General features: G+C 67.2%; 23 protein-coding genes. 13 read left to right on the forward strand and 10 right to left on the reverse strand.

Going from position 1 to position 25,636, the window contains the following annotated elements:
- Positions 1-56: 56 nt before the first annotated feature.
- Together BLU09_RS23720 and BLU09_RS23725 are read right to left on the reverse strand one after the other, a co-directional pair.
- On the reverse strand, positions 57-977 hold the full coding sequence (locus BLU09_RS23720; RefSeq protein WP_090491778.1) for a hypothetical protein: 921 nt from the start codon (positions 975-977) through the stop codon (positions 57-59).
- 343 nt (positions 978-1,320) lie between these two features.
- Complete coding sequence (locus tag BLU09_RS23725) at positions 1,321-1,650, reverse strand: hypothetical protein (protein ID WP_090491779.1); 330 nt, start codon at positions 1,648-1,650, stop codon at positions 1,321-1,323.
- 266 nt (positions 1,651-1,916) lie between these two features.
- Here BLU09_RS23725 and BLU09_RS23730 point away from each other — a divergent pair, with 266 nt between their 5' ends.
- The 3 genes from BLU09_RS23730 to BLU09_RS23740 are packed head-to-tail and all read left to right on the forward strand — an operon-like array spanning position 1,917 to position 4,986.
- A complete protein-coding gene (locus BLU09_RS23730) occupies positions 1,917-3,416 on the forward strand; it encodes a hypothetical protein (RefSeq protein ID WP_244171976.1) in 1,500 nt (499 codons plus the stop codon).
- Between the two features lie 9 nt (positions 3,417-3,425).
- The gene (locus tag BLU09_RS23735) at positions 3,426-3,995 is read left to right on the forward strand and encodes an RNA polymerase sigma factor (protein WP_090491782.1); all 570 of its coding nucleotides are present in this window, start codon (positions 3,426-3,428) and stop codon (positions 3,993-3,995) included.
- Positions 3,996-4,050: 55 nt separating this feature from the next.
- Positions 4,051-4,986 (forward strand): cation diffusion facilitator family transporter, encoded by a 936-nt coding sequence (locus BLU09_RS23740; RefSeq protein ID WP_090491784.1) that lies wholly within the window; start codon positions 4,051-4,053, stop codon positions 4,984-4,986.
- Between the two features lie 241 nt (positions 4,987-5,227).
- Here BLU09_RS23740 and BLU09_RS39930 read toward each other — a convergent pair whose 3' ends face one another.
- Positions 5,228-5,362, reverse strand: coding sequence for a hypothetical protein (locus BLU09_RS39930; RefSeq protein WP_261771115.1), 135 nt, complete (start codon positions 5,360-5,362; stop codon positions 5,228-5,230).
- 292 nt (positions 5,363-5,654) lie between these two features.
- On the opposite strand from BLU09_RS39930, the gene BLU09_RS23745 reads away from it, so the two are divergent.
- Complete coding sequence (locus BLU09_RS23745; RefSeq protein WP_143043186.1) at positions 5,655-6,044, forward strand: hypothetical protein; 390 nt, start codon at positions 5,655-5,657, stop codon at positions 6,042-6,044.
- A gap of 335 nt (positions 6,045-6,379) precedes the next feature.
- Here BLU09_RS23745 and pdxR read toward each other — a convergent pair whose 3' ends face one another.
- Complete coding sequence (pdxR, locus tag BLU09_RS23755; protein ID WP_090491786.1) at positions 6,380-7,843, reverse strand: MocR-like pyridoxine biosynthesis transcription factor PdxR; 1,464 nt, start codon at positions 7,841-7,843, stop codon at positions 6,380-6,382.
- Positions 7,844-7,946: 103 nt separating this feature from the next.
- On the opposite strand from pdxR, the gene BLU09_RS23760 reads away from it, so the two are divergent.
- Positions 7,947-8,687 carry a YggS family pyridoxal phosphate-dependent enzyme gene (locus BLU09_RS23760; RefSeq protein WP_261771127.1) on the forward strand — a complete coding sequence of 247 codons (741 nt, stop codon included), beginning with the start codon at positions 7,947-7,949 and terminating at the stop codon, positions 8,685-8,687.
- Between the two features lie 78 nt (positions 8,688-8,765).
- Here BLU09_RS23760 and BLU09_RS23765 read toward each other — a convergent pair whose 3' ends face one another.
- From BLU09_RS23765 to BLU09_RS23780, 4 genes are all read right to left on the reverse strand, one after another.
- Entirely contained in the window at positions 8,766-9,224 is a 459-nt protein-coding gene (locus BLU09_RS23765; RefSeq protein ID WP_090491788.1) for a GNAT family N-acetyltransferase, read from the reverse strand.
- Between the two features lie 669 nt (positions 9,225-9,893).
- Positions 9,894-10,289 (reverse strand): hypothetical protein, encoded by a 396-nt coding sequence (locus BLU09_RS23770; RefSeq protein WP_208610772.1) that lies wholly within the window; start codon positions 10,287-10,289, stop codon positions 9,894-9,896.
- Entirely contained in the window at positions 10,286-11,278 is a 993-nt protein-coding gene (locus BLU09_RS23775; RefSeq protein WP_090491789.1) for a hypothetical protein, read from the reverse strand. The genes BLU09_RS23770 and BLU09_RS23775 overlap by 4 nt, the downstream gene beginning before the upstream one ends.
- Before the next feature lie 30 nt (positions 11,279-11,308).
- Entirely contained in the window at positions 11,309-11,740 is a 432-nt protein-coding gene (locus tag BLU09_RS23780; protein WP_244171979.1) for a hypothetical protein, read from the reverse strand.
- A gap of 653 nt (positions 11,741-12,393) precedes the next feature.
- On the opposite strand from BLU09_RS23780, the gene BLU09_RS23785 reads away from it, so the two are divergent.
- The 3 genes from BLU09_RS23785 to BLU09_RS23795 all read left to right on the forward strand — a co-directional run bounded on the left by BLU09_RS23785 (position 12,394) and on the right by BLU09_RS23795 (position 15,691).
- A complete protein-coding gene (locus BLU09_RS23785) occupies positions 12,394-13,374 on the forward strand; it encodes a hypothetical protein (RefSeq protein ID WP_090491790.1) in 981 nt (326 codons plus the stop codon).
- A 317-nt stretch (positions 13,375-13,691) separates the two neighbouring features.
- Positions 13,692-14,936, forward strand: coding sequence for an MFS transporter (locus tag BLU09_RS23790; RefSeq protein WP_090491791.1), 1,245 nt, complete (start codon positions 13,692-13,694; stop codon positions 14,934-14,936).
- A 71-nt stretch (positions 14,937-15,007) separates the two neighbouring features.
- Positions 15,008-15,691, forward strand: coding sequence for a ferredoxin (locus BLU09_RS23795; RefSeq protein ID WP_090491792.1), 684 nt, complete (start codon positions 15,008-15,010; stop codon positions 15,689-15,691).
- A 165-nt stretch (positions 15,692-15,856) separates the two neighbouring features.
- Here the strand turns inward: BLU09_RS23795 and BLU09_RS23800 are convergent, their stop codons facing one another.
- On the reverse strand, positions 15,857-16,693 hold the full coding sequence (locus BLU09_RS23800) for a ferritin family protein (protein ID WP_186817919.1): 837 nt from the start codon (positions 16,691-16,693) through the stop codon (positions 15,857-15,859).
- Between the two features lie 935 nt (positions 16,694-17,628).
- Between BLU09_RS23800 and BLU09_RS23805 the strand changes: the two genes are divergently transcribed.
- Entirely contained in the window at positions 17,629-19,230 is a 1,602-nt protein-coding gene (locus tag BLU09_RS23805; protein WP_186817920.1) for a PKD domain-containing protein, read from the forward strand.
- Positions 19,231-19,294: 64 nt separating this feature from the next.
- Here BLU09_RS23805 and BLU09_RS23810 read toward each other — a convergent pair whose 3' ends face one another.
- Positions 19,295-20,530, reverse strand: coding sequence for a single stranded DNA-binding domain-containing protein (locus BLU09_RS23810; RefSeq protein WP_244171980.1), 1,236 nt, complete (start codon positions 20,528-20,530; stop codon positions 19,295-19,297).
- A gap of 138 nt (positions 20,531-20,668) precedes the next feature.
- Between BLU09_RS23810 and BLU09_RS23815 the strand changes: the two genes are divergently transcribed.
- From BLU09_RS23815 to BLU09_RS23830, 4 genes are all read left to right on the forward strand, one after another.
- Positions 20,669-20,953, forward strand: a complete 285-nt coding sequence (locus BLU09_RS23815) for a hypothetical protein (protein WP_244171981.1) — start codon at positions 20,669-20,671, stop codon at positions 20,951-20,953.
- 82 nt (positions 20,954-21,035) lie between these two features.
- A complete protein-coding gene (locus tag BLU09_RS23820; RefSeq protein ID WP_090491795.1) occupies positions 21,036-21,848 on the forward strand; it encodes a helix-turn-helix domain-containing protein in 813 nt (270 codons plus the stop codon).
- A 144-nt stretch (positions 21,849-21,992) separates the two neighbouring features.
- Positions 21,993-23,798, forward strand: coding sequence for an ABC transporter ATP-binding protein (locus BLU09_RS23825; protein ID WP_186817921.1), 1,806 nt, complete (start codon positions 21,993-21,995; stop codon positions 23,796-23,798).
- On the forward strand, positions 23,798-25,573 hold the full coding sequence (locus BLU09_RS23830) for an ABC transporter ATP-binding protein (RefSeq protein WP_090491797.1): 1,776 nt from the start codon (positions 23,798-23,800) through the stop codon (positions 25,571-25,573). Before BLU09_RS23825 ends, BLU09_RS23830 begins: the two co-directional genes overlap by 1 nt.
- Positions 25,574-25,636: the final 63 nt, after the last annotated feature.

Below are 25,636 nucleotides of genomic sequence, written 5' to 3' on the forward strand. Positions count from 1 at the left end.
GCGATCGGCTGGGGCGAGCAGCCCCACGACCGCGAGCGCGCGTGGCGCCAGGGCGATTACGGGGTCGGCGGCACGATCTCGCGTGCCGAGGGGTAGGCGAAGTCGACCCGCCGCCAGCCGTCCACGCGGAACGTCGTCTCCCAGCCGGCCCACGTGGCCGCCCGATTGTAGTGACCGGTGCTCTCACCGTCGCGGTCGTGCCATTCGGTGAAGAGGCGGAACTCGTTACGCGGCGTGCCGGAGGCGTCGAAGGGATTGGTGTCGAGGAACAGCAGGTTCCGGGTGCCACCCTCGACCAGATACGAGACCACCTTCACGCCGAGCCAGCGGCCTTCCTGCAACTGGTAGTCGAAGTGGGGCGTGAGCGAGAGGTGGTCGTAGGTCGGGTGGTCGAGCTCGCGGTAGGCCTGGGGCGAGACGCCGCCGAACGGGACGTCCATGCCGACGCAGCTCGAGCGCGCCACCTCAGGCTTCGTGTGCTGGCCGCCGCGCAACTTCCAGGACATGGAGTGGTGCGTGCCGTTGTCCTCGTGGACGCGCACGTAGACGGTGGCCTCGAAGTTCAGGAGATCGTCGGGGCTGCCGATGAAGCCGTTCTCGAGGGCGCCGTCACGCCAGGTGAAGGACTGCTCGCCGCCGCCGGGACGGAGGTGGAGCCGCACCGTCTTTCCGGCGGGCTTGCCGCTCGCGTACGTGACGCGGTGGCCGGTGGTCGACCAGTAAGGGACGCCGGACTCGAGGCCGGGCGTGGCCTCGTCGCCTTCCATGTCGAAGAATGGCTCGGAGTCGGTGGGGTCGCCGTCGCCGAGGTGGAAGCTGCTGCCGGAGGGCTCGGAGGGGAACAGCATCCCCACTCCGTGGGGACCGACCTCCGCCACGGGAGCGGGAGGAGTGGCCGGGGCGGCGAGCGCCGGAGCGGCGGTGCCAATGACGAGCGCGGAGATGAACGAAGCTCTGAAGAAGTTTGGGAGCGTCATGGGCGGTGCGAACCGCGTGCGGTGACGAGATCATCCCGAACGGGGGCGGCAGAGCGTGCGGATAGGCGAGCACGCGGATCTATGCGCAGAGCCCGTTCGACGGACCTCCCGGGGGTGTGCGTGCTCCGTACGGCCGACGAGCGAGCTCCTTACTCAGGGAAGTCCTTCATCCGCCGTGGCTCGACCAGCGGAACGCTGCTCCTGGACGAGAGGAGCACGGAGCTCTCGAGGTCGGCGCGCGCACCGCGCTCCGAACTCGAAGGTAGCGGCAGCACCGCCTGCGACGCTGCCAATGATGTCGATGGTGGGCCCGGAGGCCTCGCTGTCCTTCCCGGTGGGAGACCTAGTCGATGACGATTTCGCAGTCAGGGAGGCAGTACTGGACGTTGATGAGCGTGCGCGTGCCCGTCATGTTGGACTGACAGGCGGCGTACTGGGTCGAGGGCTTCCCGGGCTTGCGCGTGGTACCGCACTTCATCGTACAGGCCTGCACGTTCTCAACCCAGTAGATGAGGTCTCCGTTCGGGCATTGCGGCGGAACGCCCAGGCCCTGCTCGACGGTGGCGGGCGCCTCACCCTCGGGGACGTCCAGGGAGGCGTCTCCGCCTCCGCAGGCGATGAGCGAGAGGGAGAGCGCGGCGGCCCATGAAGCGGCGAGGCGGGAGGCATTCATGCAAGGCTCCTTTCGGATGGGGAAGCCCGGGATGATGAATCACCCCTTCCTCGCGCTGAAGCACGCACCAGGTGTGGCGCGCCATGGCGGCCCCACCCGGTGTTCCAAGGTGTCCTCCAGGCCCGGGTGTCGCGCGGGAGGTGTCACCCCAGCGGTGGACGCCGAAGTGTCGGATTTCCTCCGAGGAGCTGCCCTCCAGGGCAGTTGGCGCCCGCCACCGGGTGACTCACCGTCACCGGGTTCCGGGCAGGCGAGGGAGTGTGCACATGCGCGTCGGGTTCTGGTGGGTCCTGGCTGGCCTGGGGGTGGCGGGCCTGGGGTGCGGTGAGGCCGTGGATTCGGCGGCAGTGGATGCGGTGAAGGAGACCTCGGAGGTGCCAGTGCAGGCCCTGGCCTGCGCGCCGCCGGGCGCCGTCTACAAGGTGAAGGACGTCCTGCCACCGGGTGCGCCGGTGCCATCCAACGCCTTGCCGGTCCCCGACTGGCTGACGAACGCGCAGGGCACGCTCTTCTTCGTGGCCGACCTCTTCGACGGCCCCGGCGTCCTGTGGCGCAGTGACGGCACCTCCGTGGGCACCGTGCCCGTGAAGGAGTTCTCCGCGATTGCGGGGACCTACCGCGACTTCTCGCCGCTCGTCGCGGTGGGGACTCGCGTCTTCTTCCTGGTGAAGGACCCCGTGGTCGGACGGGAGCTGTGGGTCAGCGATGGCACGGAGGCGGGCACGCGGCTCGTGCGGGACTTCGCGCCAGGCCCCGCCAGCGACGACCTGATGCTCTTCGCTTCGGTAGGGGATGTGCTGACCTTCTTCCGCCGACCGGCCTCGGGGGGGCCGCTGGAGCTGTGGCGCTCGGACGGGACGGAGGTGGGGACGTTCCGCCTGGTGACCTTCGGCGCGCAGGACTCGTTTGCGTCGGGGGTGCCCCCGGTCGCGGGAGCGCGGCTGTTCACCCTGCACGACGCGGCGAATGGCACCTACCTGTGGCGAACGGATGGCACGGCGGCGGGGACCACGGTCGTCAAACGGTTGGACGCGGATCTGGTCTGGTTGCAGGGCACGGCCGTCACTGCGACGGGCCTGAGCGTGTTTTCCTTCTACGATGAAGGCTCCATCACGGAGGTGTGGAGGACGGATGGCACGCCAGGCGGCACGGTGCGCCTGGACTCCTTCGGCGGCTACGTGAGGTTGCTGGGCGCGCTGGGTGGGTATGTCTACGTGGCCTCTGGCACCGTGGACGGCTCCGCGTTGAAGATCTCCCGCGTGTCGCTCGCGGGCGGTGGCAAGGCGACGGCGACGTGGCTGCCCAACCGCTACGCGGGCCAGCCCGACGCGTGGCCCTACGTCGAGTACTCGGCGGTCGCGGGCGGAAAGCTCTACGTGTCCATGGCCATTGGCACCTCGGGGCCCGCGCCGCGCGAGGTGGGCCTCTGGGTGACGGATGGCACGGAAGCGGGGACGCGGGAGCTCAGCCGGGGGCTCTCCACCGGCGACGAGAACTACTCGCCGCTCTTCGACACCGGTGTCGGGACGCTGCTCTTCAGCGCGGACGGCGGCGGGACGGGGTTGGAGCCCTGGGTGACGGACGGCACGCCCGGACGCACGGGGTTGGTCGCGGACCTCTCTCCGTTGGGGGGCTCCAACCCACAGGCCTTCACCCAGGTGGGCAGCACCCTCTTCTTCCGGGCCCGCTCAGACACGCGAGGCGACGCGCTGTGGGCCATGCCCGCCACCGTGGCCTGTCCCACGCAGGAAGTCCACGCCCGCTGATGCATCGCGATGTGCGAGGCTGGGGCCATGTCCCCGGAGGTCCTCGCGCTCCTGCTCCAGAACCGCCAGCGCTTCCTCGCCTTCCTGACACCCCACGTCGGGAGCGTCGAGGCGGCGGAGGAGGTGCTCCAGGCCGCGTTGCTCAAGAGCGTGGAGCGCGGGAGCACCCTGCGTGAGGAGGAGCGGGCGGTGGCCTGGTTCTACCGCCTGCTTCGCAACGCGCTCATCGACCGCTACCGGCACGAGCAGCGCCAGGGGCGCGCCCTGCGGGCCCTCGCCGAGGAGAGCCCCCTGTCCACCGAGGACGCGGCCGAACTGGAGCGGACCGTCTGTGCCTGTGTCTCCACGCTCACCACCACCCTGAAGCCCGAGTACTCCGACGCGCTCCAGCGGGTGGACCTGGACGGGCAGACCCTGGCGGAGTTCGCGGAGGCGGCCGGCATCACCCACACCAACGCGAAGGTGCGCCTCCATCGGGCCCGGCAGGCGTTGGGCCGGAGGCTGGAGCAGGCGTGCGGAACCACTTGCTGCCGCAAGGGCTGCGTGGACTGCCCCTGCGAGGAGGCGGGCGGACTGTAACCGGGGCCCAGGCGCGTCGTCAGGAGGGAGAACTGGAACGAAGGAGCCGTTCTCCATGGCGGGACACTTGCACTCCCACTCTCACGGACACGGGCACGCGCACGCGCACGCCGCGCCCGACTCGCACAGCCGGGCCTTCATGCTCGGCATCGGTCTCAACCTGGCCTTCGTCGGCGTCGAAGCCACGTATGGCATCCTGTCCGGCTCGCTCGCCCTGCTGGCGGATGCGGGGCACAACCTGGGTGACGTGCTGGGGCTCGTCCTCGCCTGGGGGGCGAGCGTCCTGGGCCGACGCAAGGCGACGGAGCGCCATACCTACGGCTTCCGGAGCGCCACCATCCTGGCCGCGCTGCTCAACGCCTTGCTGCTGCTGGTCGCGGTGGGCGGCATGGGCTGGGAGGCGGTGCGGCGACTGGGGCAGCCCACCACTGTGTCCAGCTTCACCATCATGTCGGTGGCGGGCGTGGGCATCGTCGTCAACGCGGCCACGGCGCTGCTCTTCTGGAAGGGCCGCGAGCGCGACCTCAACATCCGAGGCGCCTTCCTCCACCTGGCCGCGGACGCGGCCGTGTCGCTGGGCGTCGTCCTGGCGGGTCTCCTCATCTACTACACGGGTTGGGCGTGGCTGGACCCGGTGGTGACGCTGGCCATCGCGGGCCTCATCTTCGTGGGGACGTGGGGGCTGCTCAAGGACTCCGTCAACCTCGCGCTCCAGGCGGTGCCGGGACACATCGACGTGCGTCAGGTGCGCGAGCGGCTCGTTCAGACTCCAGGGGTGTCCGAGGTCCATGACCTGCACGTCTGGGCCATGAGCACCACCGAGGCCGCGCTCACCGCGCACCTCGTCATGCGGGAGCCGCGGCTGGACGACGCCTTCCTCGACGACGTGAAGCGGCGGCTCCATGACGAGTTCGGCATCGAGCACATCACGCTCCAGGTGGAGGAGGGGGCGCTCACGGGTTGCTGCCAGCTCGCATTCGAGCCTGCCTGACGCGGCGGCCCGGAGCCCGCCGTGGTGCCCACGGGCGTGAAGCCCCGGCCTCTGCTTGGAGCGGAGGCCGGGGACAGTGGCCTGCCCCCGCTCCAGGCCAGGAGCCGGTACGCCCGTCCCAGCACGTAGACGCCCCATCCAATGGCGGCCCTCTGCCGCGAGCAGGCACTCCGCTTGCGAGACGCCCTGCCATGCCCCGTTACCTCTTCCTCCTCCTTGCCACCCTCCTCCTCGCCCCGCTTCAAGCCCGAGCCAACGGCGCCACGTGCAGCAACAGCGACGGCCCCTGTGCGTCGAGCGCGGACTGCTGCTCTTCTGGAAACGCCTGCGTGGAGGGAGTCTGCCGAGGACTGAAGAAGTCGCCGAACTTCTGCATGCGAGGCGGCGGGGGCTGTTTCTCACAGGAGAATTGCTGCCCCGGCTACGTCTGCGCGGGCAAGGACCCGGGCAACCCGTGGCAGCAGGGACAATGCCTGGCCCAGCCCACATGCGCGGGCCAAGACGCCGCCTGTGGCGCTGGCACTTCCTGCTGTGGCGGCCTCGCCTGCCGAAACGGGACGTGCACCCTCCCCGGCCTGGCGGCAGCACCGACCTGCTCCGGCCCGGGGGCAAGGTGTACGGCTGACGGAGGCTGCTGCACCGGGTTGACGTGCCAGGCTGGCCAGTGCGTGGCCCCAGGAAGCCAGATTCGCTACCGCGACGAGGGCGAGTCCTGCGGCTCCCAGCAGCCCTGCTACCTGGGGAACACCTGCGTCAGTGGCACGTGCGTCTCCAACGTCGCGCTGCACGAGCAGCGTCAGCGCCAGCAGGAGAGCAGCGCGGAAGCAGGTGGCAGCGGTTCGTCGCCCCCAGGCCGACGCACACCGGAGAAAGGTGAGGCGGCCATCTGGCGCGAGGTGCACTGGGGAAAGGAGGCACAGCGACAGGAAGAGCTCCGCCGCCAGCAGCGCGAGGATGCACGCCGAGAGGAAGCACGGCAGGAAGAGCGGCGCCGCCAGCAGCGCGAGGACGCACGGCGAGATGAGGCCCGGCGGGAAGCGATGCGCAGAGGCTGGTAGCACCACTGCCCCCGGGGCCTACTCACCCCATCCAGGTCTCTTCACGATTGCTGCAGGCAGTCCCAGCTGCTCCAAAATCCCTCGCCCCCCTCCCGCCTCCTTCTCGTACGCCAGCACCCGCCGCCTGCCTCCACACCTCACCTCACGCAGGCGCATACGTCGAAGTCGAACGTCCTCCCCGGCAGTTCTGCCCATGCCACACGCGCCGGCTTCTCCCTCATCGGCTCCTTCCTGGCCGCTGCCTGGGGTGCCACCCTCGCCTCCTCACCTCCTGCTTGGGGGAGCCTCCTCGGAGGCAAAGCCGCCCGGGAGGCAGGAGGGGGACAGCGGGGCGGTCAGCTTGGAATGCAACGGGCGAGCGTGTCGCAGATTCGCGTAAGCTCGTCCGGCGTGTGCGCGGCGAACCCGAGCCGAATGGCGTCCAGGCGCCCCTTGGGAAGGTAGGTGGAGCCTGGGGCCATCAGCAGGTGTTCCTCACGCGCCCTTGCCACCAACGAGTCGATGCTCCCCTTGCGCAGGGTCAGCCACAGCGCCAACCCACCCGCCGGCACGGAGTAGTCGAAGCACGCGTCGAGCGCAGGCGTCGCGCGGAGCCGCGAGAGGAGGTGATCTCGGCGTGCTTTGTATTCTCGGCGGGCTCGCCTCGCGTGACGCTGGAGCGTCCCGTCTTCGAAGAGCTCCGCGATGGCGTGCTCGAGGACGACGTCACCTTGTCGTTCGAGCAGCTCACGCGTTTCCTTCAGCTTGCGAATGCACTCCTCCGACGCGACGAGGTAGCCGAGCCGCACGGTCGGCGCGAGCAGCTTGGACAGCGACGCGATGTAGACGACGCGCCGCGATCCTCCGGTCGCGTGGAGCGGTAGCAGCGGCTCACCTTCGAAGTGGTACTCGTAGTCGTAGTCGTCCTCGATGATGGTGAAGTCGAAGTGCTCGGCGAGCTGCAGCAGCTTGATCCGTCGTTCCGGCGTCATGGAGACCGACGTCGGGTACTGATGATGCGGCGTCACGTAGACGGCCTTCAGCTTGCCCGACAGCCTCCGCGCCGTTTTCTCGAGGACGTCGGTCCTCAAGCCCTCGCCATCGATGGGGATGTACGAGACCTTCGCCCCCGCGAACTCGAACGCGCGCCACGCAGGTGCGTAACCTGGCACCTCCACAGCGACCACGTCGCCACGTTCGAGCATCGCCAGTGAATAGAGGCCGAGCGCGCCCTGCGCTCCACGAGCGAGGAAGATCTCATCGATGGTTGTGGAGAGCCCGCGCGCCTGATTGACGAAACTCGAAATCACTTCGCGGAGGCTCGGATCTCCTGCTGCGTCGCCGTAGCCCACCGCCGCTCGGCTGAGAGAGCGAAGCGCCCGCGCGTATGCGCGCGCCAACTCCGCCTGCGGCGCGAGCCGAGGGTCCGGCAACCCATCGGTGATCGACACGAGGGAGGTGTCCCGACGCGGCCAGGCCGACTTGCGCTGCGTGGGCAACTCGACGTCAGCGATCGCCGAGCGCGGTAGGGAGGCCGCCACGCGCGTTCCAGAGGCGGGGCGCGTCTCGAGCCACCCCTGGGCGACGAGCTCGTCCACCGCCGCGACGACCACCTTCCGATTCACCCCGAGCTGGTCTGCGAGGGTTCGGCTTCCCGGAAGCATCGAGCCCGGAGGGAGCCTCCCGCGCTGGATCTCGTGGATGAGCGCTCGGGTGAGCTGCGTCTGCTGCGACACGGACGTGTCCCGTTCGAGGGTGAAGTCGAAGCGCCACGGCCGCCTGACTGGACCCTCATCATTCTTGATTCTGGGGCTGTCCATGGGGCCAGTCTCTTGCCATTTATGAACGCGCGCAAGGACGTGCGCGTTCCAGGAGGCAGCCATCAGCACCCCTGCATACTCACCTGCGTACAGTGCCGAGGACATTCGGCGCAACGTGGCGACTGTTCGCGGGCGCATCGCCGCCGCATGCGCGCGAGTCGGTCGCGATCCGGTCGAGGTCCGTCTCCTGCCGGTCAGCAAGACCATGCCCGAGGCCCGCATCCGCATGGCCTACGCGGCTGGCTGCCGCGAACTCGGCGAGAACAAGGTCCAGGAGGCGTTGGGTAAAGCCGAGGCGATGACAGATCTCACCGACCTGCGGTGGTCGGTGATCGGGCACCTCCAGACGAACAAGGCGAAGGTCGTCGCGCGCTTCGCCAGCGAGTTTCAAGCGCTGGACAGCGTTCGCGTCGCGGAAGCGCTCGATCGACGCTTGCAGGTGGAGGGGCGCGCGCTCGACGTGTTGGTGCAGGTCAACACGTCCGGTGAGGCCAGCAAGTTCGGCCTGCCGCCGGATGAGGTCGCCCGCTTCGTCCGCGAGTTGCCCGCCTTCTCCTCGCTGCGCGTCCATGGGCTGATGACTCTCGCGCTGCTGTCGGCCGATCCGACGCGTGTGCGTCCGTGCTTCGCGCTGCTTCGGGAGCTGCGAGAGCGGCTGCGTGAGGAGGCGCCGGCTGGCATCACGATGAACGAGCTCTCGATGGGGATGTCCGGCGACTTCGAGTTGGCTGTCGAGGAGGGCGCTACCATCGTGCGCGTGGGGCAGGCGATCTTCGGCCCTCGCGAGCTGCCCGACAGCCACTATTGGCCTGAGCCGAACGCGACCTCTGGCCACACGTCGTAACGACCGCCGAAGCCCCCGCCTCATCCATACCGAGGGCTTCGAGCATCGCCGAGACGAACTTCGACGGTCATCTGTCGATCAAGCGAGCGACATCCGATATTCAATCACACCAGGCTTCTCTCCGATCCAATCGTAGAGTCGTTGCGCCGTGAGATTGGTTTCTTGAGTATGCCAGTAGAGACGCCCGCAGGCCTTTGCGCGGGCGCGCTCCTGTACGAACTCGATGAGCTTCTTGCCGACATGGCGTCCCCGTGTCTCTGGATCGACGAAGAGGTCTTCGAGGTAGCAGAAGTCATTCTGCGCCCACGTCGAACGGTGGAAGAGATAATTGACAAACCCAACGACTCGTTCGCCGTCCACCGCGACGGCCGAGTGCATCGGCTCGCGGTCGTCGAAGAATCGCTCCCAGGTCGCCTGGGTCACTTCCTCCGGCAAAGTGATTTTGTAGAATTCCAGGTAGCTCTTCCAGTACGGAAGCCATTGTTCAAAGTCGCCCCTCTCAACGGGGCGAACGATCATGTGATTCTTCTCGTTCATGCCAGCGCTCCTTGTCGTTGGTTCTTGTCAATTCCAAACGAGAAGGCGCGCGATGCTGGGCATCGCCCTCGTCGCTCGCCTGCGGGAATCGAACCTTCCACGGTCGGGGCTATTACCCTGTCGCAAGTCGCGTGACATGCTCCAGAATTGAGAACTGGACGGGTCCAGATGGACTGGCGCTTCGATGGCTCGCCGCCGGGGTGTTCTCACGCTGGAGTCTCCCTCGATGTCCTCTCGAGTGGGTGCGTGAGGTGACCGAGCCAGGCGCGTGTGAGGTCAAGTCCCGAGTCCTGTGGAGTGAATTCGAAGGGCAGATGCGTTACCCGTTCATCAGAACTGGAGCACTGCAACCCGCCATTGCCGCGCCCTGCTCGAGTTCGCGAAGCTGTGCGACGTCAAGCCCAAGGACGACCTGCACTCGGCGGAGGCGGCGTCCCTGAGCGGCCATTCCGTCTGACTGTCGCACGAAGTGGCGACGACATGATTCGGCTACTTCGGCGCGAAAACCCGTGGCCGTGCGATTCTCGAGATGCTGCATCGGCGCCCACCCGCGGGGTACTTCTTCCTGGGCCACCCGGGGAGCCTGATTGGCGTCGACGTGGGCGTCCGGTCCGTGAGCGCGAACGTGTACACGGACCGGCGCCAGGAGCCGGTTCTGAGGGGCACGGCTTAGAACTGCCACTCCTTGCCTTTCTCGCTCAGGGCCTCTCGGGTCGCGGCCACGTCCCGGAGCGCCTTGAACGGGGATGAATCCGCGAGCTTCAGCACGGAGTCGAGCACGGCACCGGTGAGTTCCGTGTTGTTCGAGGCGATGGCGGTGTCGAGCCGCGCGAAGAGCTGACGGAAGTTCTCCTTTCGCTCGTCGAAGGAACGATCGAGATAGTCGAGCAGGACGTCACGATTTGCGCGGATGCGCTCGACGTCGACCTGCGCGGTCATCTGGATGCGGACCTGCTCCGTCTTCTCCTTCTGGATGTCCCGGACGCACTCGGCCACGGTCTTGAGGCCTTCGAGGACCTCGGCGAGGCCAGGGGTCGGGCTCTTGACCAGTTTGTCAGCTGTCATGCGAAGGACTCCTGAAGCAACTGGCGCTGCTGGGCGAGCAGGGACTCTGCCTGGTCGTTGATGTTGCCCTCGGGCGTGAAGATGGCGACGCGAAGCAGTTCGCTCTCCGCCTTGGCGAGCTGCATCGCCGAGGCGAACATGCGGAGGTGCTCGTCATTGGCCGCGTCGAAGCGGCCATCCAATGCCCAGAGGGCGTCAATGGCGCGGTTGGCGCGCACGTCGAGTTCCGTCGTGACGTGCTGCAGTTCGTCAACGCGGGTGCCCGCCCGGGCAAGGAGCGCGATGGCCGCTTCGAGCTGCGCCACCATCCTGTCTACCTCGGCCGCGAACTCCTCGGCCTTGGTCTTCGCCTTCTCCCCTTCCCTGGCGATGACGAAGCCCGCGACGACCGCCGCCGGGGCGACGGCGATCCCACCGAGGACGACGGCGCCACCCGCGACGCCGAAGCCCCCTGCCGCGAGAGAGCCACCACCAAGCCAGGCGAGCAGCGCGCTCTTCGCGGCGGCGCCTGTCAGCCCGGAGATGGCGGTTCCGGTTCCGGCGGTCGCGAACGTGGTGACCAGACTCGTGGTCACCGCGCTCGCACCAGCACCGGTGAGGGTTGCCGCGACTGCGCCAGAGAGGGTTCCACCCGCCTCCAGGTACTGAGTTGCAAACCGACCAACTTCTTCGCGAGTCACGCCCAGCGAGCCCAGACTCTCCAGTGCGGACAATCGGGCCTTCTGATCGAGCCGTTCGAGGAAATCGAAGAGGCGCCGGAAGGTGGTTGTCGTCACCGCGCTGCGCTGTGCATCCAGGGCGTCCAACTTGACCTGGAGCGAAGAGCGAGCCTCTTCGAGGCGGGCAACCCACTCTTGATGGCGCTCTTCGGCTTCATCACCAATGGCCTTGGCCTCTTTCATGGCCTGGACGCCGTCGTAGCCTTTCTTTCCGCCGAACCCGAGCAGGGCGGCGACACCGAGCGCAACAGGAATCAGTGGCAATGGCATGTGACATCCTTTCGTCGATCGTCTCTGGAATCAACCAACTCGCGACACTGCGTGGGGAGTCAAAGTCGCCTCGGCCGTAGCGACTTCCGCAGCCCTCCGCGTATTGGCCTCGATGGCCACCTGGCACAAGGCCAGCTGTGCCTGAAGCTGGAAGACAAATGCCCGGGCCCGGCCGACGCTCACGCCAATCAGCGCTCCGAAAATTCCACCCGCGACTGCGAATACGGGAATCTTTCCTCCTGTAGGAGCGCCCAAGCCGGAACCCACGATGGCGCCAAAGACAAAGCCCAGGAAGGCCGCCATATAGACGATTCGCGCGGCACGCCGATAGAGCGCGACCGCGTGAGTGTGGATGATGCTCGGGTCGTAATTCAAAACCATGCCAAAGCCCCCCAGGACGTAGTCCTCGTGGTGGAACCGCGGAGCGAAGACTCGCCCGAGGTACGCGCCCCTGACCATCATCCTGGAGTGGTATGTCCTCACGAGTTCATCCAGGGCATGACTGCTGCACCGCCTCGCAGTCAATGTGCCCCGGCACAAGCGTCCTACGTCGTGAAGCCGGACAGCGTGGGCGAGCGCATCAGACGAATAGGGACTCTGTGAGGGTGACGGACAGGAGCCTAGGGGATGAGGAAGGTAGCTGACGGGGGTCGTCCGAGCTATTTGCCAGGCGGGTGGAGAGGCCGCGCAGCCCCCTTCGGGTACGCGCCTGTCCAGGCCCTTCTCCCACGAGGGGCGCGGCAGGGGCCTGAGCCTGTTGGCCATGGATTGAGCCTCAACGCCGCGCGGCCTGCGCTGGCCCTCGCGCAGGGGCCCGCCTTGCACGCCCCCTCCGTACCTGCTCGTTACGAAGTCACCCCGAAAACGGGTTGATGCCCTGGCCTGCCTACGGGCCTGAAGCCCTCTCTGACGCGTCACCCCCGTGCCCGCCCATGCCTCCTGACGTGTCAGGCCCGCGCTGGCGACAGCGCCTCGGGCCCCATCCCATCCGATGGCAGAGCAGACACGCTGAGCAGTGAAGACTCTCTCCTCCTGGTCCCTCGCTTGCAATCCCACGACTCGCGGAGAAGCTCCCGAGCATCCGCAGTCCCCGTTCGAGACAATGGAGAGAGAGCATGAGAGGTTTTTCGCAGCTGACCGCGCGTTGTGCTGGGTTGTGGGTGTTGGCCGCCGCCCCCGCGTGGGCGCAGCAGCAGGAAGAGGTCTGGCTCGACACCCGGAGCGCCGCTCCCATGATGAGCCAGATGGTGCTGAAGCAGGGATGGCCGCATCTCGTCACCCTGCAGGGCACCTTCAACGTGTGGGGGAACAACATCGTTCCGGGCCCGCAGTCAGGCCAGCCCGAGCCCGCGCCGATGTTCCCAAGCCCGGGCGTCACCAACCGCAACGTCGGCTTCGACCCTGAGTTTGTCTTCGCGGGCGTGAAGCCCCCGGCGACCGCTCCGCTCAGGGCGAGCTCCATCCAGCTCAGCCTCGACGGAGGAAAGACGTGGGCGCATCCGGCCTCCACGGCGGACTTCAACGCGGCCGAGCACAAGTATGGCTATGAGGTGACGGGCGGAGAGTCCGCGCTACAGGTGCGCATCGCCGACAAGCCCGTCACCGACAACTCCGGGCGCTTGAAGATTGTCGTAGTACCCGCCGAGGAGCTGTGGCTGAACACCCGGAGCGCGGCGCCCGTTCCCAGCAAGCAGGTGCTCCAGAAGGGCAAGCCCTACCGTGTCACGATGCAGGGCACCTTCAACGTGTGGGGGAACAACATCGTCCCAGGCCCGCAGTCCGGTCAACCCGAGCCCGCGCCGATGTTCCCGAGCCCGGGTGTCACCAATCGCAACGTCGGCTTCGACCCTGAATTCGTCTTCGCGGGCGTGAAGCCCCCGGCGGCCGCTCCGCTCAGGGCGAGCTCCGTCCAGGTCAGTCTCGACGGAGGAAAGACCTGGAAGCACCCGGCCTCCACGGCGGACTTCAACGCGGCCGAGCACAAGTACACCTACGACCTGACGGGAGAGGACGCGCCCCTGCAGGTGCGCTTCGCGGACGCGCCTGTCAACGACAACTCCGGGCTCGTGCGAATTCTCGTGCTGCCCGGAGCCTGATGCGCCCGCTCCAGGAATGACGCGAAGCCGCCCGGACGACCAAGGGCGCCTTCGCGGCGAATCAGGCGAGCGACCTATGGAACCCAGGCCAGGTCGAAGTCGAGCCCCTGCCAATCCGCCCCACCCCGGCTCATGACCGATGGGTCCCTGGTTCGCATCCAGGAGGGCCCACTTCCCTTCGTGCCTGGAAAGTCTCTCCTGAGGTGTCTATCGACTGAGTAGAATTCACCAGCAGTCAAGCCGAGCAGCACGACCAGAATAGGGCCATCCAGACCGGTGCGGTTGTTGATACCCGGCCAGCGGTTACAGTGCACGCCATGCACGCCTCCTGGAAGCGCAACACAGCCCTTTTCCTGGGCAGCCAGGCCCTCTCTTTACTCGGCTCCTCCCTGGTGCAGTACGCGCTCCTGTGGCAGGTGACGCTGCAGACACGCTCGAGCGTCATGATGACGCTCTACATCGTGGCCGGCTTCCTGCCCACGTTCCTCCTCTCGCCTTTCGCGGGTGTCTGGGCCGACCGATACGACCGCCGCAAGCTCATCGTCCTCGCCGATGCGATGATTGCGCTGGTGACCCTGGCGCTGGCCGTGGTGTTCACCTTGCGCGGTACGGAGCTGTGGCTCTTCTTCCTGGCCGCGGCGATCCGCTCCGTGGGGACGGCCGTTCAACAGCCGGCGGTGGGCGCGCTGCTGCCGCAGTTGGTGCCCGAGGACCAGCTGATGCGGGTCAACAGCATCCAGGGCACCCTCCACTCGGTCAACATGTTGGGGGCGCCCGCGCTCGCTGGCTTCCTCATGTCCGTGGCCCCCCTGCAGGTGCTCTTCTACATCGACGTGGTGACAGCGGCCCTGGCCATCACCCTGGTGACGCTCTTCGTCCAGGTAGCGCCGCGCCCCCGCGCGCCGGAGCAGGAGGGGGCCTCGCAGCTAACGGAGATCCAAGACGGCTTCCGCTACATCCGCGGCCACGCGCACCTGGTGCCGTTCTTCGGCTACCTGGGATTCATCATGGTCCTCATCACTCCGGCCGCATTCCTCACGCCGCTGCAGACGGCGCGAAGCTTCGGGGACGAGGTGTGGAGATTGTCGGCCATCGAAATGGTCTTCTCAGTGGGAATGATGTTGGGGGGCGCCGGGCTCGCGGCGTGGGGCGGCTTCACCAGCCGCATGCGGACGATGGTCGCATCCAACCTCATCATGGGTGCGTGCACCGTGGCCCTCGGCGTGGTGCCCCATTTCGGGGTGTACCTGGCGGCCATGGGGCTCTTCGGCGTGGCGCTGCCGCTCTACAACACGCCCGCCATGGTGATGCTCCAGGAGCGCGTGGAGCCGGCCTACCTGGGCCGCGTCATCAGTGTGATGACCATGCTCTCCACCTCGCTGATGCCATTGTCCATGCTGCTCTTCGGGCCCCTGGCAGAAGTGGTCTCCATCGAGCGGCTCCTGCAGGTCACCGGCGTGCTGGTGATCCTCCTCGGACTGCTCACGCCGCTACACCGTCGGCTGATGTCCTTCGGTGAGCCCAAGAGCCCCCCAGTTCAATCCCAGGAACTGGCCAGCTGAGGGTGGCCGCACGTGCCGGTTCCGACAAACGAGGGCGTGCGCTGGCACTCCCGCGCCCAAAGGAGAAGTACATGTCGAAATACCACGCTCCCCATCCCATGAACGTGGCTGGCGACTTCTATGTCGTGGACCAGTGCTGCACGGCGTGCGGTGTTCCAACACACCATGCCCCAGAGACGTTCGCGTTCGAGAACGACCAACCTGGGGCGAGCTGCTACGTCCAGCGGCAGCCCACCAGCCCCGAGGAAGTCGACCGCGCGCTCATGGTCGTCCGTTGCCAGGAGTTCGGATGCATTCGATACCGGGGGACCGACCCTGTCATCCTGCGCCGCCTCACGGAAGCAGATTCAGGCGACCAGTGCGACGCGCCGCTGCCCGCGGGTATCCGCCCCGTCGTGCGGAACCATGTTTCCGTCGAAGTACAGAGTCGTGATGCCCGCGCCTGGAAATCAGACACCGTGCTCGAGCGATTCCGCCACTGGCTGACGGACCGGCGCCATCAGACCACCTCCATCATCAGGAGCGGCTCCGGCGCTTCCTTTTCCTTTGCCTGGACCCAAGAGGACTTCCACCATGTGATGGTCAGTCCCATTGGCGACGTACCTGGCCGATGGCTCATCCAACACGCAGGGAACCTCGCTGCGTCCGAAACCATCGACCGGTGGCTCATGGATGCGGAAGAACTAGGCGCGGTCCGGTGGTACTCGCAGGAGGAGTGGACGCGTGGCCAGCTGGGCCAGGCTCGCCCCTGGTAAGACGATGACTTCCGCTCCGAGCATCAAATGGATAGCGCCTCTGTGAGGGCCCTGGCGGGAGCGGAGACGCAGCAGCCCACGCGGCAGCTTCCGCACCAGTCTCGCCGCTGACCGCGGCGCCTATGGCAGCCCGGCCGGCGCCCCCCCCCCCACGTCGCACACCGGTCAGCAGCGCGGCGCGGCCTCCGTGGGCACCGCGTCCCGCGAAGACGAAACGGGCGCCCCCTGGAAGTCACTGAGGCCGTGCCGCATCGAGAGGTTCGACGGCGCCAGCAGCGCCTCCGCCCGGGCGCGCGTCCGGTCGATGCACACCGCCATCAGTCGCCCCAGTTCCACCTGGGGCAGGACGCCGTTTCGCGCGAGAAAATCCTCGTCGACGCCCAGGATGCGAGGGAGCGCGGGCGTCTGCTGCGACTCCAGCGCCAAGAGGGCCTGGCGCAACGCGTCCTTTGCACTCCGGCCGCCCCGCTTCAGGGCGAACGCGATGACGTCCCAGGCCAGCTCTGCGTGCCGCCCCTCGTCCTCGGAGATGACCGACAAGGTCTCCCGGACGACAGGGTCTGAGGCCCGCCTCGCGCCTTCGCCGGCGACCAGGGAGGCCATCCCCTCGGCCAGACATCCATCCAGCAGCGAACCGCGCACCAGCCGGGCCCAGGTATCTCCCGAATCCATCGGGGAAGGCGGCGTACTTCCCTGTCCAAGCTCCGGAATCGTTCCCGCCGTCCAGCCCACTCCCGAGTAGGCGTTGGCGAGCGCGAAGCACCGCCTGGCATGACGAATTTCATCCAGCGCCGCCAGGTGACAGTCCTCCAGGAGCTCCGAGGGCGCCCCCAACGCGGAGAGCTTGAGCGACAACTTCGAGAAGGCGGGAACGGACGCATGCTCCAGGCCCGCTGAGTACATCCAAACCTCCCCGAGCACCGTTCGCTGCCAGGGTGTGAGCCCCGAGACATCCGGAACGGCGTCGTCCGCCCAGCCCGCGCCCAGCGCTCGGCGAGCCACGCGCGTTCGTCCACGCAGGCGAAGGACCCTCCCCTTCGAAAAGTTGGTCGAGCTGATCAGGTGGGCAAGCCAAACCAGGCCCCCCACCGTCACAGCGGTGCCGAGTGCCATGATACCCCCGAGGACCCTCATGACCCGAGGCTGGTGCTTCTGGAGCATGAGGACGAGTCCGCCCACGAAAGCCCCCACGAACAGGAGGACAACGAGAATCACGGTCACTGCAGCCATGGCCAACCCCTGCGAGAGTCCGCGGCGACGTGCCTCGGTCTCACGAGTGTCGTCGGCAATGCACCGAGAATGCCAGCGCCGTTGGCCCTTCCGAGAAGCCCCGGGCGTGCAATGGGTGGCGCGGTCGCAGCACACCTGTGCACGCCGCTACACGGGGACAAGGGCCGGTCGGCCGCACGCAGGGGGCGCCGTCGACCACTCTTCGCATGAGCTCCCCTGCAGCGCGCTGGGGTGAGTCCCAGGGGAGACTGCTCGACTCACGTCCAACGAGCACACACGCCCATCACTCAACCGTCGGCGCACAATCCAGAGCCGCGCCCAAACAAGGCTCGGCATACACCACCTCGGCATATTGGGTGCGCGTCCCGGTATGCGCCGCCAGGCGGCGACACTCACAACTCACATCTCGAGCCACTCCCCCTTCACGACTTGCGATAGCAACTGCCTCAGTCGAAAGGGCTGCGGCGGAATCAACCCGTCCACCCAACGGGTTCACGCGCCATGCAGACACCCGCGCTTGAACGTTCTTGCCTGACTTGAATCCTCCCAAAGATTGACACGCTGGAGTCGCCACTCGCAATCTCGGACCGTCGCTATCATTGGCGACCCGGAGTGCGTCTGGGCATGAACGAGCGCAATGGCTCACGAACAGACGCAAATCGCCGGCCATCGCATCGTCCACGGCACGCAATGCCAAGGAGCATTTCATGTCGAAATCGAATCAGTCCGCGCCGACCCTTTCTCGCCGCAGCCTGTTGCCAACACTCGCCGCGCTCGCCCTGGCTGTCGCCGCGCCGGACGCCAGCGCATACTCGGCGATCTACGGCGGCGGCCCGTTCTATTCCGGCGAGACCGCGGTGATGAACGACCTGCGCGGCTCGGGTTTCACCACGGTCATCCTGTGGAGCTTCCACATCGAGGAGAACGGTGACCTGATCTACAACGACATTCCAGTGGTCAAGAACGGCGCCTACATGGGCGACCCAACATGGCCGGCCCGGCTGGCCACGCTGAAGACCGCGCCGACCTCGGTCAATCGCATCGAGGTGTCGATCGGTGCCTGGGGTGTTCCGGACTTCGAACGCATGATTCGACTGGTCAACGGCACCGCGCCCGGCTGCGGCACCACCATCGTCTGCGGGACCGGAAGCAACAGCATCCTGTACAGGAACTTCCAGGCGCTGAAGGCCGCCACCGGCGCCGACGCCGTGAACTTCGACGACGAAAGCGCCTACGACCTGGCCCCGACCACGACCTTCAGCCAGATGCTCATCGGGATGGGTTACAAGATCACCTTCGCGCCGTACACGCAGCAGACGTTCTGGCGGAACCTCAGGAACAACCTCGGCGGCGCCGTCGATAGAATCTACCTGCAAGTGTACGCCGGCGGCGCCGGCAACAACCCCGCGAGTTGGAACACCGCCATGGGCATGACTGTCGCCCCTGGCTTGTGGTCCAAGCATGGCAGCGGCTGCGCGTCGGGCGACAGCCCGGCCACGGTGCAGTCCCGGATGAGCAACTGGAAGACCAGCGCCGGAATCAACGGCGGCTTCATGTGGTTGTACGACGACATCCAGCAGTGCAGCGCGCAGGGGACGAGCGCGCAGTATGCGGCGGCAATCAACACCGCCGTCAGCGGCAACACCCCGCCGGTGGCGAACTTCGGTGTCACCGTCAGCGGCCTCACCGCGACCTTCAGCGATGCGTCCACCGATGCGGACGGAACCATCGCCTCACACAGCTGGAATTTCGGCGACGGCAGCACCTCCACCGCGACCAACCCTTCGCGCACCTATGCAAGCGCCGGCAACTACAACGTCACCCTGACCGTCACCGACAACGGCGGCGCCAGCCATACGAAGGCCCAGACGGTGTCCGTTGGTTCGGGCTACGCCAATCTGGCGTTGAACAGGCCCACCACCAGTTCAGCCCCCTGCAACAGCACCGAATCGGCCGCCAAGGCGGTCAACGGCAGCGTCTCGGGCGGCACCACCGACAAGTTCTGCTCACTGACCTCGCCGGCGTGGATGCAGGTCGACCTCGGTACGGCGCAGACAGTCAGCAGCTTCACGATCCAGCACGCGGGGGCGGGCGGTGAATCGACGGCTTGGAACAGCAGGGCGTTCAACATCCAGACGTCGAGCAACGGGTCCACTTGGAGCACGCCCGTCACGGTGAGCAACAACACTGGCAGCACTTCGTCCCATGCAATCACGGCGACGTCGGCGCGTTACATCCGGCTCAACGTGACGACGCCGACTCAGAACAGCGACCCAGCGACGCGCATCTACGAGTTCGAAGTTCGCTGAACAGTCGGGAACTTGAGGCTCCGGCGCAGGGGATGGATTCCCCCCTGCGCCTGGAAGCCCATGACTACGGAGGAGGCAGCGGCTGCCAGTTCGGGTCGGGCCAGACAAAGGGGTTTCCACCTGAGCCCGGGGCCGCGTCACCGAAGTAACGCTGGCAACCCGCGACGTTCTCCGGGCGCCCCAACAGTTCCCAGAAGCCAGGGCAGACGTCCCGAGGAATTCGCGTGCGGCAGTCCGCCATCGTCCGCTCACCCGCGTCAGGCTGCGCGTAATAGGCGCTCACGAAGTTCCAAGCGATGCGCTGGAGCGCCTGGACGGTCGCCGCGTTCGCGCCAGCAGGCCCTGGGGCGCCCTCGGGCGACGCCCGGAACACGGACGCATGGTGGACCGCGGCCATGTAGTACGCACCCAGGCTCGTCAAGTGGACGTTGTCGCTGAAGAGCACGTTGAGCTTCTGCGACGTCGTACCGGTGATGCCCGGCACCTCGTTCGCGATGACGCGCTCCACCAGGTCGACCAGCGCCGTGCTCCCCGGGAGCGCCACCACGCGGTCCGCCCGCCCATCGGACTGCAACGTGAGGTTGACCTTGGAGGACACACACTCCCAGGCCACCCGAGCGCTCTTCTCGTAGGCAATCCACCGGGCCGGGTTGGCTTTATCGATATCCAACCACGTGTGATAGAAATACGTCACGGCTTGCGGATTCCCGGCAATCAACCGGTCATGGAAGTGTCGCAAGTAGCCGACGGTGTTCTCCCACTCGATGGTGCCCAGGAGGTCATGCCGCTCGGTGATGAGGAGGGTGTCGTATCGCTCGCCTGGGCCCAGCGTCTGGGGAGACAACAGCTCCTGGACCACGTTCATGTTGGAGCCCACGCGATTCTTGCCCTGGCGGTACCCTGCCCATCCGCCATTCCCCCAGGTCCGCACCCGGAGGGGTGAGCCAATCACGTTCTGCTGGTTCCAGTTGAAGTCCTTCCCCAGGCTCGTGGCGATGCCATCGAAGTGGTCGGGCATGGGGTTGTCGAGCAGGCTGTGTCCGGAGAAGAAGACCCGGGCGCTCTTGATGGGGGGCGCCGTGCCGGGCTCCCCCGCGTCCGAGCCGCCGGCATCCGGGACTCCCGCGTCCTCCGCCCCCGCATCTGGCTCCGTGTCGCCACCGTCCGGGGGCCGTACGCCCGAATCAGCGGTGCCAGGAAGCGCGTCGTCGGGAACGTCCTGACTGGACTGCCCAGCACACGCCAGTCCGAGGGAGACAACCAGAAGGGTGCATGGCCTCAGCCGAAATGCATACATCATTCAAGTCCTCATCGCTGAAACGACGGTTCCATCCCACCACCCCACCCTGCAGGAGCGGCCACCTGCGCCAATTCAGAATAGACTGAAAGCCACCCATTCAGTCATCCTTTGCCCCTCTCCAAGGAGGCACCAATGAAGATGGGATGCATCGCAGTGGGCTTCGTGGCCGGTCTCGTGTCCATGGTGGGCTGTGGTGGCCAGACGCAGGATGCGCCGGGCACGGACGTGGCAGCCGAGGGCCTCGAGCAATCCTGTGTGTATGCTTATTTCGAGTGTGGCTATCGCGGCCCCCAGTATCCCTACGCCTGGCCGGCGACCTGCGCCGTCGGAATCCATACGCACCAAGAGGCCGCTGCGGCCTGTCGCGCGAACTGCCCCTGGATGTGTGTCGACACGGGGGACACCGGCGGCACGGAGCCGTAGTCGGAAATCCCTGCCACGGCCACTGGACTTGGGCCTTGAGAATCATGCGAGCAGCTCGCATGATTCACTCACAGCACGCGCCATGATGCACACGCTCTATCGGCCCCACGCGCCTCTCGACAAGTTCGTGGACTTCTTCTGGGTGTCCTCCGGCTACGTCGGCCAGACGCCACGAGAACGTGTGCTGCCGTCGGGCTCGCAGTCCCTTATCGTCCCTCTCGGCGCCATCCCACTGCGCGTCTACTCCAGCGACCAGACAGACGAGGCCGCTGAAATCCGGGGCGCGATCGTCACCGGCGCGAGAAGCAGCCCGCTGACCATCGCGACCGTGGCTGGCCCGACCGCCGGTATCGACTTCAAGCCCGGCGGCGCGCGCGTCTTCCTCGACGTGCCCTGCAACGAATTCGCGGAACAAGTCATTTCGCTGGAGGCGATATGGGGCGCGTCGGCGCACTCACTGCGCGAACGGATAATGGAGGCATCCTCACCGCGCGAGCGCGTGCGACTGCTGGAAGAACACCTCCTGCACCGACTGCGCCGGCCCGCCGAACCAGCGCCCGCGCTTCGTGCGGCGCTGGCCGCGTTCGAGGAATCCGACCTCACGTCGGTCGCTGAAGTCAATCGCCGCACGGGGCTCTCCCCCAAGCGCCTGCTGGCCCTGTTCCGCGAGGAAGTCGGCTTGAGTCCGAAGGCGTACTGGCGCGTTCGACGGTTTCGGGCGGCGCTCCTCGACGTCGAACAGGGCGCCTTGCGTGGCGCCGCGTTGGCCGCCGAGCACGGCTACTTCGACCAGGCCCACTTCCTTCGCGAGTTCCGGTCGCTCGCCGGCTCAAGCCCCCGCGAGTACCTGGCAACGCGCGTCGAGGGCACCGACCACGTGGCGGTCTCCGGGTAAAAATATCCAATCCGCGGCGGCGGTCCCGGCGTTTCCTGGCGTCATGGAACCGAGTGAACGCCTCCCACAGCGCGTGCCGGCAGGCCCGGCATGGACGGAACGGTCGCACCCCAGCCGCAGGGGCCCCCACAGAGGGAGGCGAGCATGAGCGCCGACTCCCCCGCCACGCGGGCCCAGGAACGCCCTCTCAGGGGCCTTGGGGCACTGCTCGGACCGCAGGGGCCGCTCGTTGCTGGGGCCGCGCTCTCGTCGACCATGGCGGCGGCCCTCGCATTGGTGCCGTTCTTCGTCGTCGCACGCATGGCGACCTCGATCTACGCGACGCCGCCGGACCTCGACGCGGTTCGCGCGCTCGCCCTCCTCGCCGCGGGTGCGCTCGCGTTGCGTTACATCCTCGTCGCCGCCGCGAACATGCTGGCGCACGTCGCCGCGTTCCGCATCCTCCATGACCTGCGCGTGCGGCTCGCGAAGAAGCTCGGCGCCGTTCCGCTCTCGTTTTTCAGCCGTCGTGGCGCGGGCGAGCTGAAGAAGACACTGATGGACGACGTGAACCAGCTCGAGGCGTTCGTCGCGCATCACTTCCCGGATGCGGTCACCGCGCTCGTCGTCCCGCTCGCGACGGCCGTCGCCCTCCTGTGGATTGACTGGCGCATGGCCCTTGCCAGCCTCGTGATGGCACCGCTCGCCGTCATGGCGATGGCCGTCGCCATGCGCGAGGTCGGCAAGGCCCATCAACAGTGGAACGAGCTCCAGAACCGGATGAACCGCTCGCTGCTCGAATACCTGCGGGGCATCCACGTCATCAAGACCTTCGGCCTGTCCGCGCGGCGCTTCAGCGACCTCTCGCGCTCCATCGAGGAAGGGCTCGCGTGGATGGAGGGTTTCATGCGCACCAACGGCCGTGGCTACGGCGCGTTCGGCGCGCTCATCGGCTCGAGCCTCGTCGTCCTCGTCCCCATGGGCGGGTGGCTCTACACGCGCGGCACGCTTTCGCTCGAGTCGCTCGTGCTCTTCCTCGTACTCGGGCCGCAGCTCCTCATGTCGATGATGCGGCTGATGTTCGCGTGGGGCAACGTTGACCGGATCCAGGCGGGCAACGCGCGCATCCAGGCCATCCTCGCGGCGCCCGACCTTGACACTCCCGCGAGCGCCGCGCGGCCCACGCACGATGGCGTCGCGTTCCGTGGCGTCAGTTTCCGTTACGAAGACGGCGGTCCGGAGGTCCTCCGCGACGTCTCTTTCGAAGCGCCCGCGGGCAAGGTCACGGCACTGGTCGGGCCTTCGGGCGCTGGCAAGACGACGCTCGTGAGGCTCGTGCCTCGGCTCTGGGAGGCGACGAACGGCGCGGTTGAACTCGGCGGCGTCGACGTGCGCGCGCTCCCGCTCGACCAGCTGCTCTCCCACCTCTCGATGGTGTTCCAGGACGTCTTCCTCTTCCACGGCACCGTTCGCGAGAACCTGTGTCTCGCTCGGCCCGATGCCACCGATGCGCAAGTCGATGCCGCGTGTCGCGCCGCGCGTGCGTACGACTTCATCCAGGCGCTTCCCGGGAAGTACGACACGCTGCTCGGTGAGCGCGGCGCCCGCCTCTCCGGGGGCGAGAAGCAACGCCTGTCCATCGCGCGGGCGCTCCTCAAAGACGCCCCGGTGCTGCTGCTCGACGAGGCGACGGCTTTCGCCGACCCCGAGAATGAGGCGCGCATCCAAGAAGCGCTGTCCGAGCTATGCGCGGGGCGGACGGTGCTCGTCGTCGCCCACCGGCTTTCGACCATCGCCACCGCGGACCACATCGTCGTCCTCGACGGCGGGCACGTGAATGACCAGGGGACGCACGACGAATTGCTCGCGCGCTGCGCCTTGTACCAGCAACTCTGGCGCAACCACACCGAAGCGCTCGACTGGTCACTGGGCGAGCCGGGCACTCCTGACATCCAGAAGGAGGTGGTGTGATGCTCAGGGAGCTCTTCATGCTCGGCGAGCGGCTCGCGGGCCGAAAGGACGCACGGCTCCGGCGCGGCCTTCTCTTCGCCTTCTCCGAGGCACTCGCGGTCGCCGCGCCCTACACCCTGGTCCTCTTCTTCGTTCGCGAAGCGCTCGAGCACCGGCTCTCGATGCACCTGACGTGGTGGCTCACCGGCGGCATCGCGCTCTCGGTGCTGCTGCGCCTGGCGTTCTCGATCAGAGCGATGTCCAACATCTTCGTCGCCGCGCACGCGCTCATGGGACAAGCGCGCATCCGCACCGCCGACCACCTGCGACGCCTTCCCATGGGTTTCTTCACGCAGCGAAGGAGCGGTGAACTGGCAGGCGTGCTCACCACCGATGTCGCGCTTGTCGAAGACGTGTGGTCGCACACCATCGGCGTCTTCACGGCGAGCTTCGCGCTGCCGATGCTCGTCGGTCTCGGCCTCTGTTTCCTCGATTGGCGCCTGGGGCTCATCATCCTCGCCGCCCTACCGGTGGCGCTCCGCGTGCTGGCCGCGACCACGCCCCTCTTCGTGCGAGAGTTCGAAGCCGTGCTGGAGGCCTCGGCGGATGTCAACGCCCGCGTCGTCGAATACGTGCAGGGCATCGCCGTGCTTCGGGCGTTCGGCCGGCACGGCGAGGTCTACCAGCGCTTCGTGAAGGCAATGGAGCGCCTGCGCGACGCCCTCATCCGCGCCGATGTCTTGCCCTCCCCGCTGCTCGCCGTGTTCGGCTTCGTCGTCGAGATGAGCTTCGTCGCGGTGGCCTACGCCGGAAGCACCCTGGCGTTGCGCGGTTCGATTCAGCCCGCGGTGCTGCTCGTCTTCCTCATCGTGACGGTCGGGGTCGTTCGTCAGGTCGCGGATCTCGGAGTGGCACTGCTCATGCTTCGAGCGTCTCAGCGCGCGCTCGGTCGCGTTGATCGGCTCCTCGCGGAGAAGCCGCTCGCGGAACCGTCCGTAAGAGCGGCGTCGATCCAGCAGTTCGACGTGGAGGTCGACGCAGTGTCCTTCGCGTACGAAGACGCGACCGTGCTCGACGGCGTCTCGGTGACGTTCCCCGAGCGCTCGATGACCGCGCTCGTCGGTGCCTCGGGCTCAGGCAAGTCGACGCTGGTCCACCTCGTGGCGCGGCTGTGGGACATCCCGCAGGGTGCCATCCGCATCGGCGGCGTCGACATCCGGGACATTCCGTTCGAGGAACTGCACCAGCACCTCGCGATGGTGTTCCAGGACGTCGTCCTCTTCTCCGGGACCATCCTCGATAACCTGCGCGTTGGACGGCCCGACGCCTCGCTCGAGGAAGTCCAGCGTGCAGCGCGGGCAGCGCGCGCTCACGACTTCATCACCGCCTTGCCGGACGGCTACGACACCCTGCTCGGGGAAGGAGGAGGAACCCTCTCGGGGGGTGAGCGCCAGCGCTTGTCCATCGCGCGTGCCATCCTCAAGGACGCCCCCATTGTGCTTCTCGACGAGGCCACTGCCTCTGTCGACGCGTCGGCGGAGGCTGAAATCCAGCGCGCCATCGACGAACTGGTCCGGAAGAAGACCGTCGTCGTGATCGCACATCGGCTGCGCACCGTGCGGCGGGCGCACCGCATCATCGTGCTCGACAAGGGGCGCGTCGCGGAGTCAGGCACGCACGACGAATTGCTCGCGAAGCGCGGCGTCTACGCAGCGCTCTGGCAGGAACAGGAGCGGGCCAAGGGCTGGCGGCTCGCGGCGAGCACCGCCGCCCGCGTCACCGAGGAGCGGACCTGACGGGCTCTCCACCTGCGCTCCGGCTCTAAAGCCGAGCCGGGCGGTCAGCGCGAGCAGTGGGAG

Source organism: Myxococcus virescens (assembly GCF_900101905.1).
Lineage (GTDB): Bacteria > Myxococcota > Myxococcia > Myxococcales > Myxococcaceae > Myxococcus > Myxococcus virescens.

Excerpts from the sequence above, each read along its gene's own strand:
- BLU09_RS23720 (WP_090491778.1), bottom strand. The coding sequence starts at position 977 with ATGACGCTCCCAAACTTCTTCAGAGCTTCGTTCATCTCCGCGCTCGTC.
- BLU09_RS23785 (WP_090491790.1), top strand. The coding sequence starts at position 12,394 with ATGAGAGGTTTTTCGCAGCTGACCGCGCGTTGTGCTGGGTTGTGGGTG.
- BLU09_RS39930 (WP_261771115.1), bottom strand. The coding sequence starts at position 5,362 with ATGCAGAAGTTCGGCGACTTCTTCAGTCCTCGGCAGACTCCCTCCACG.
- BLU09_RS23725 (WP_090491779.1), bottom strand. The coding sequence starts at position 1,650 with ATGAATGCCTCCCGCCTCGCCGCTTCATGGGCCGCCGCGCTCTCCCTC.
- BLU09_RS23810 (WP_244171980.1), bottom strand. The coding sequence starts at position 20,530 with ATGATGTATGCATTTCGGCTGAGGCCATGCACCCTTCTGGTTGTCTCC.
- BLU09_RS23795 (WP_090491792.1), top strand. The coding sequence starts at position 15,008 with ATGTCGAAATACCACGCTCCCCATCCCATGAACGTGGCTGGCGACTTC.
- BLU09_RS23820 (WP_090491795.1), top strand. The coding sequence starts at position 21,036 with ATGATGCACACGCTCTATCGGCCCCACGCGCCTCTCGACAAGTTCGTG.
- BLU09_RS23765 (WP_090491788.1), bottom strand. The coding sequence starts at position 9,224 with ATGAACGAGAAGAATCACATGATCGTTCGCCCCGTTGAGAGGGGCGAC.
- BLU09_RS23825 (WP_186817921.1), top strand. The coding sequence starts at position 21,993 with ATGAGCGCCGACTCCCCCGCCACGCGGGCCCAGGAACGCCCTCTCAGG.
- BLU09_RS23775 (WP_090491789.1), bottom strand. The coding sequence starts at position 11,278 with ATGCCATTGCCACTGATTCCTGTTGCGCTCGGTGTCGCCGCCCTGCTC.
- BLU09_RS23790 (WP_090491791.1), top strand. The coding sequence starts at position 13,692 with ATGCACGCCTCCTGGAAGCGCAACACAGCCCTTTTCCTGGGCAGCCAG.
- BLU09_RS23730 (WP_244171976.1), top strand. The coding sequence starts at position 1,917 with ATGCGCGTCGGGTTCTGGTGGGTCCTGGCTGGCCTGGGGGTGGCGGGC.
- BLU09_RS23805 (WP_186817920.1), top strand. The coding sequence starts at position 17,629 with ATGTCGAAATCGAATCAGTCCGCGCCGACCCTTTCTCGCCGCAGCCTG.
- pdxR (WP_090491786.1), bottom strand. The coding sequence starts at position 7,843 with ATGGACAGCCCCAGAATCAAGAATGATGAGGGTCCAGTCAGGCGGCCG.
- BLU09_RS23830 (WP_090491797.1), top strand. The coding sequence starts at position 23,798 with ATGCTCAGGGAGCTCTTCATGCTCGGCGAGCGGCTCGCGGGCCGAAAG.
- BLU09_RS23815 (WP_244171981.1), top strand. The coding sequence starts at position 20,669 with ATGGGATGCATCGCAGTGGGCTTCGTGGCCGGTCTCGTGTCCATGGTG.
- BLU09_RS23780 (WP_244171979.1), bottom strand. The coding sequence starts at position 11,740 with ATGATGGTCAGGGGCGCGTACCTCGGGCGAGTCTTCGCTCCGCGGTTC.
- BLU09_RS23740 (WP_090491784.1), top strand. The coding sequence starts at position 4,051 with ATGGCGGGACACTTGCACTCCCACTCTCACGGACACGGGCACGCGCAC.
- BLU09_RS23735 (WP_090491782.1), top strand. The coding sequence starts at position 3,426 with ATGTGCGAGGCTGGGGCCATGTCCCCGGAGGTCCTCGCGCTCCTGCTC.
- BLU09_RS23770 (WP_208610772.1), bottom strand. The coding sequence starts at position 10,289 with ATGACAGCTGACAAACTGGTCAAGAGCCCGACCCCTGGCCTCGCCGAG.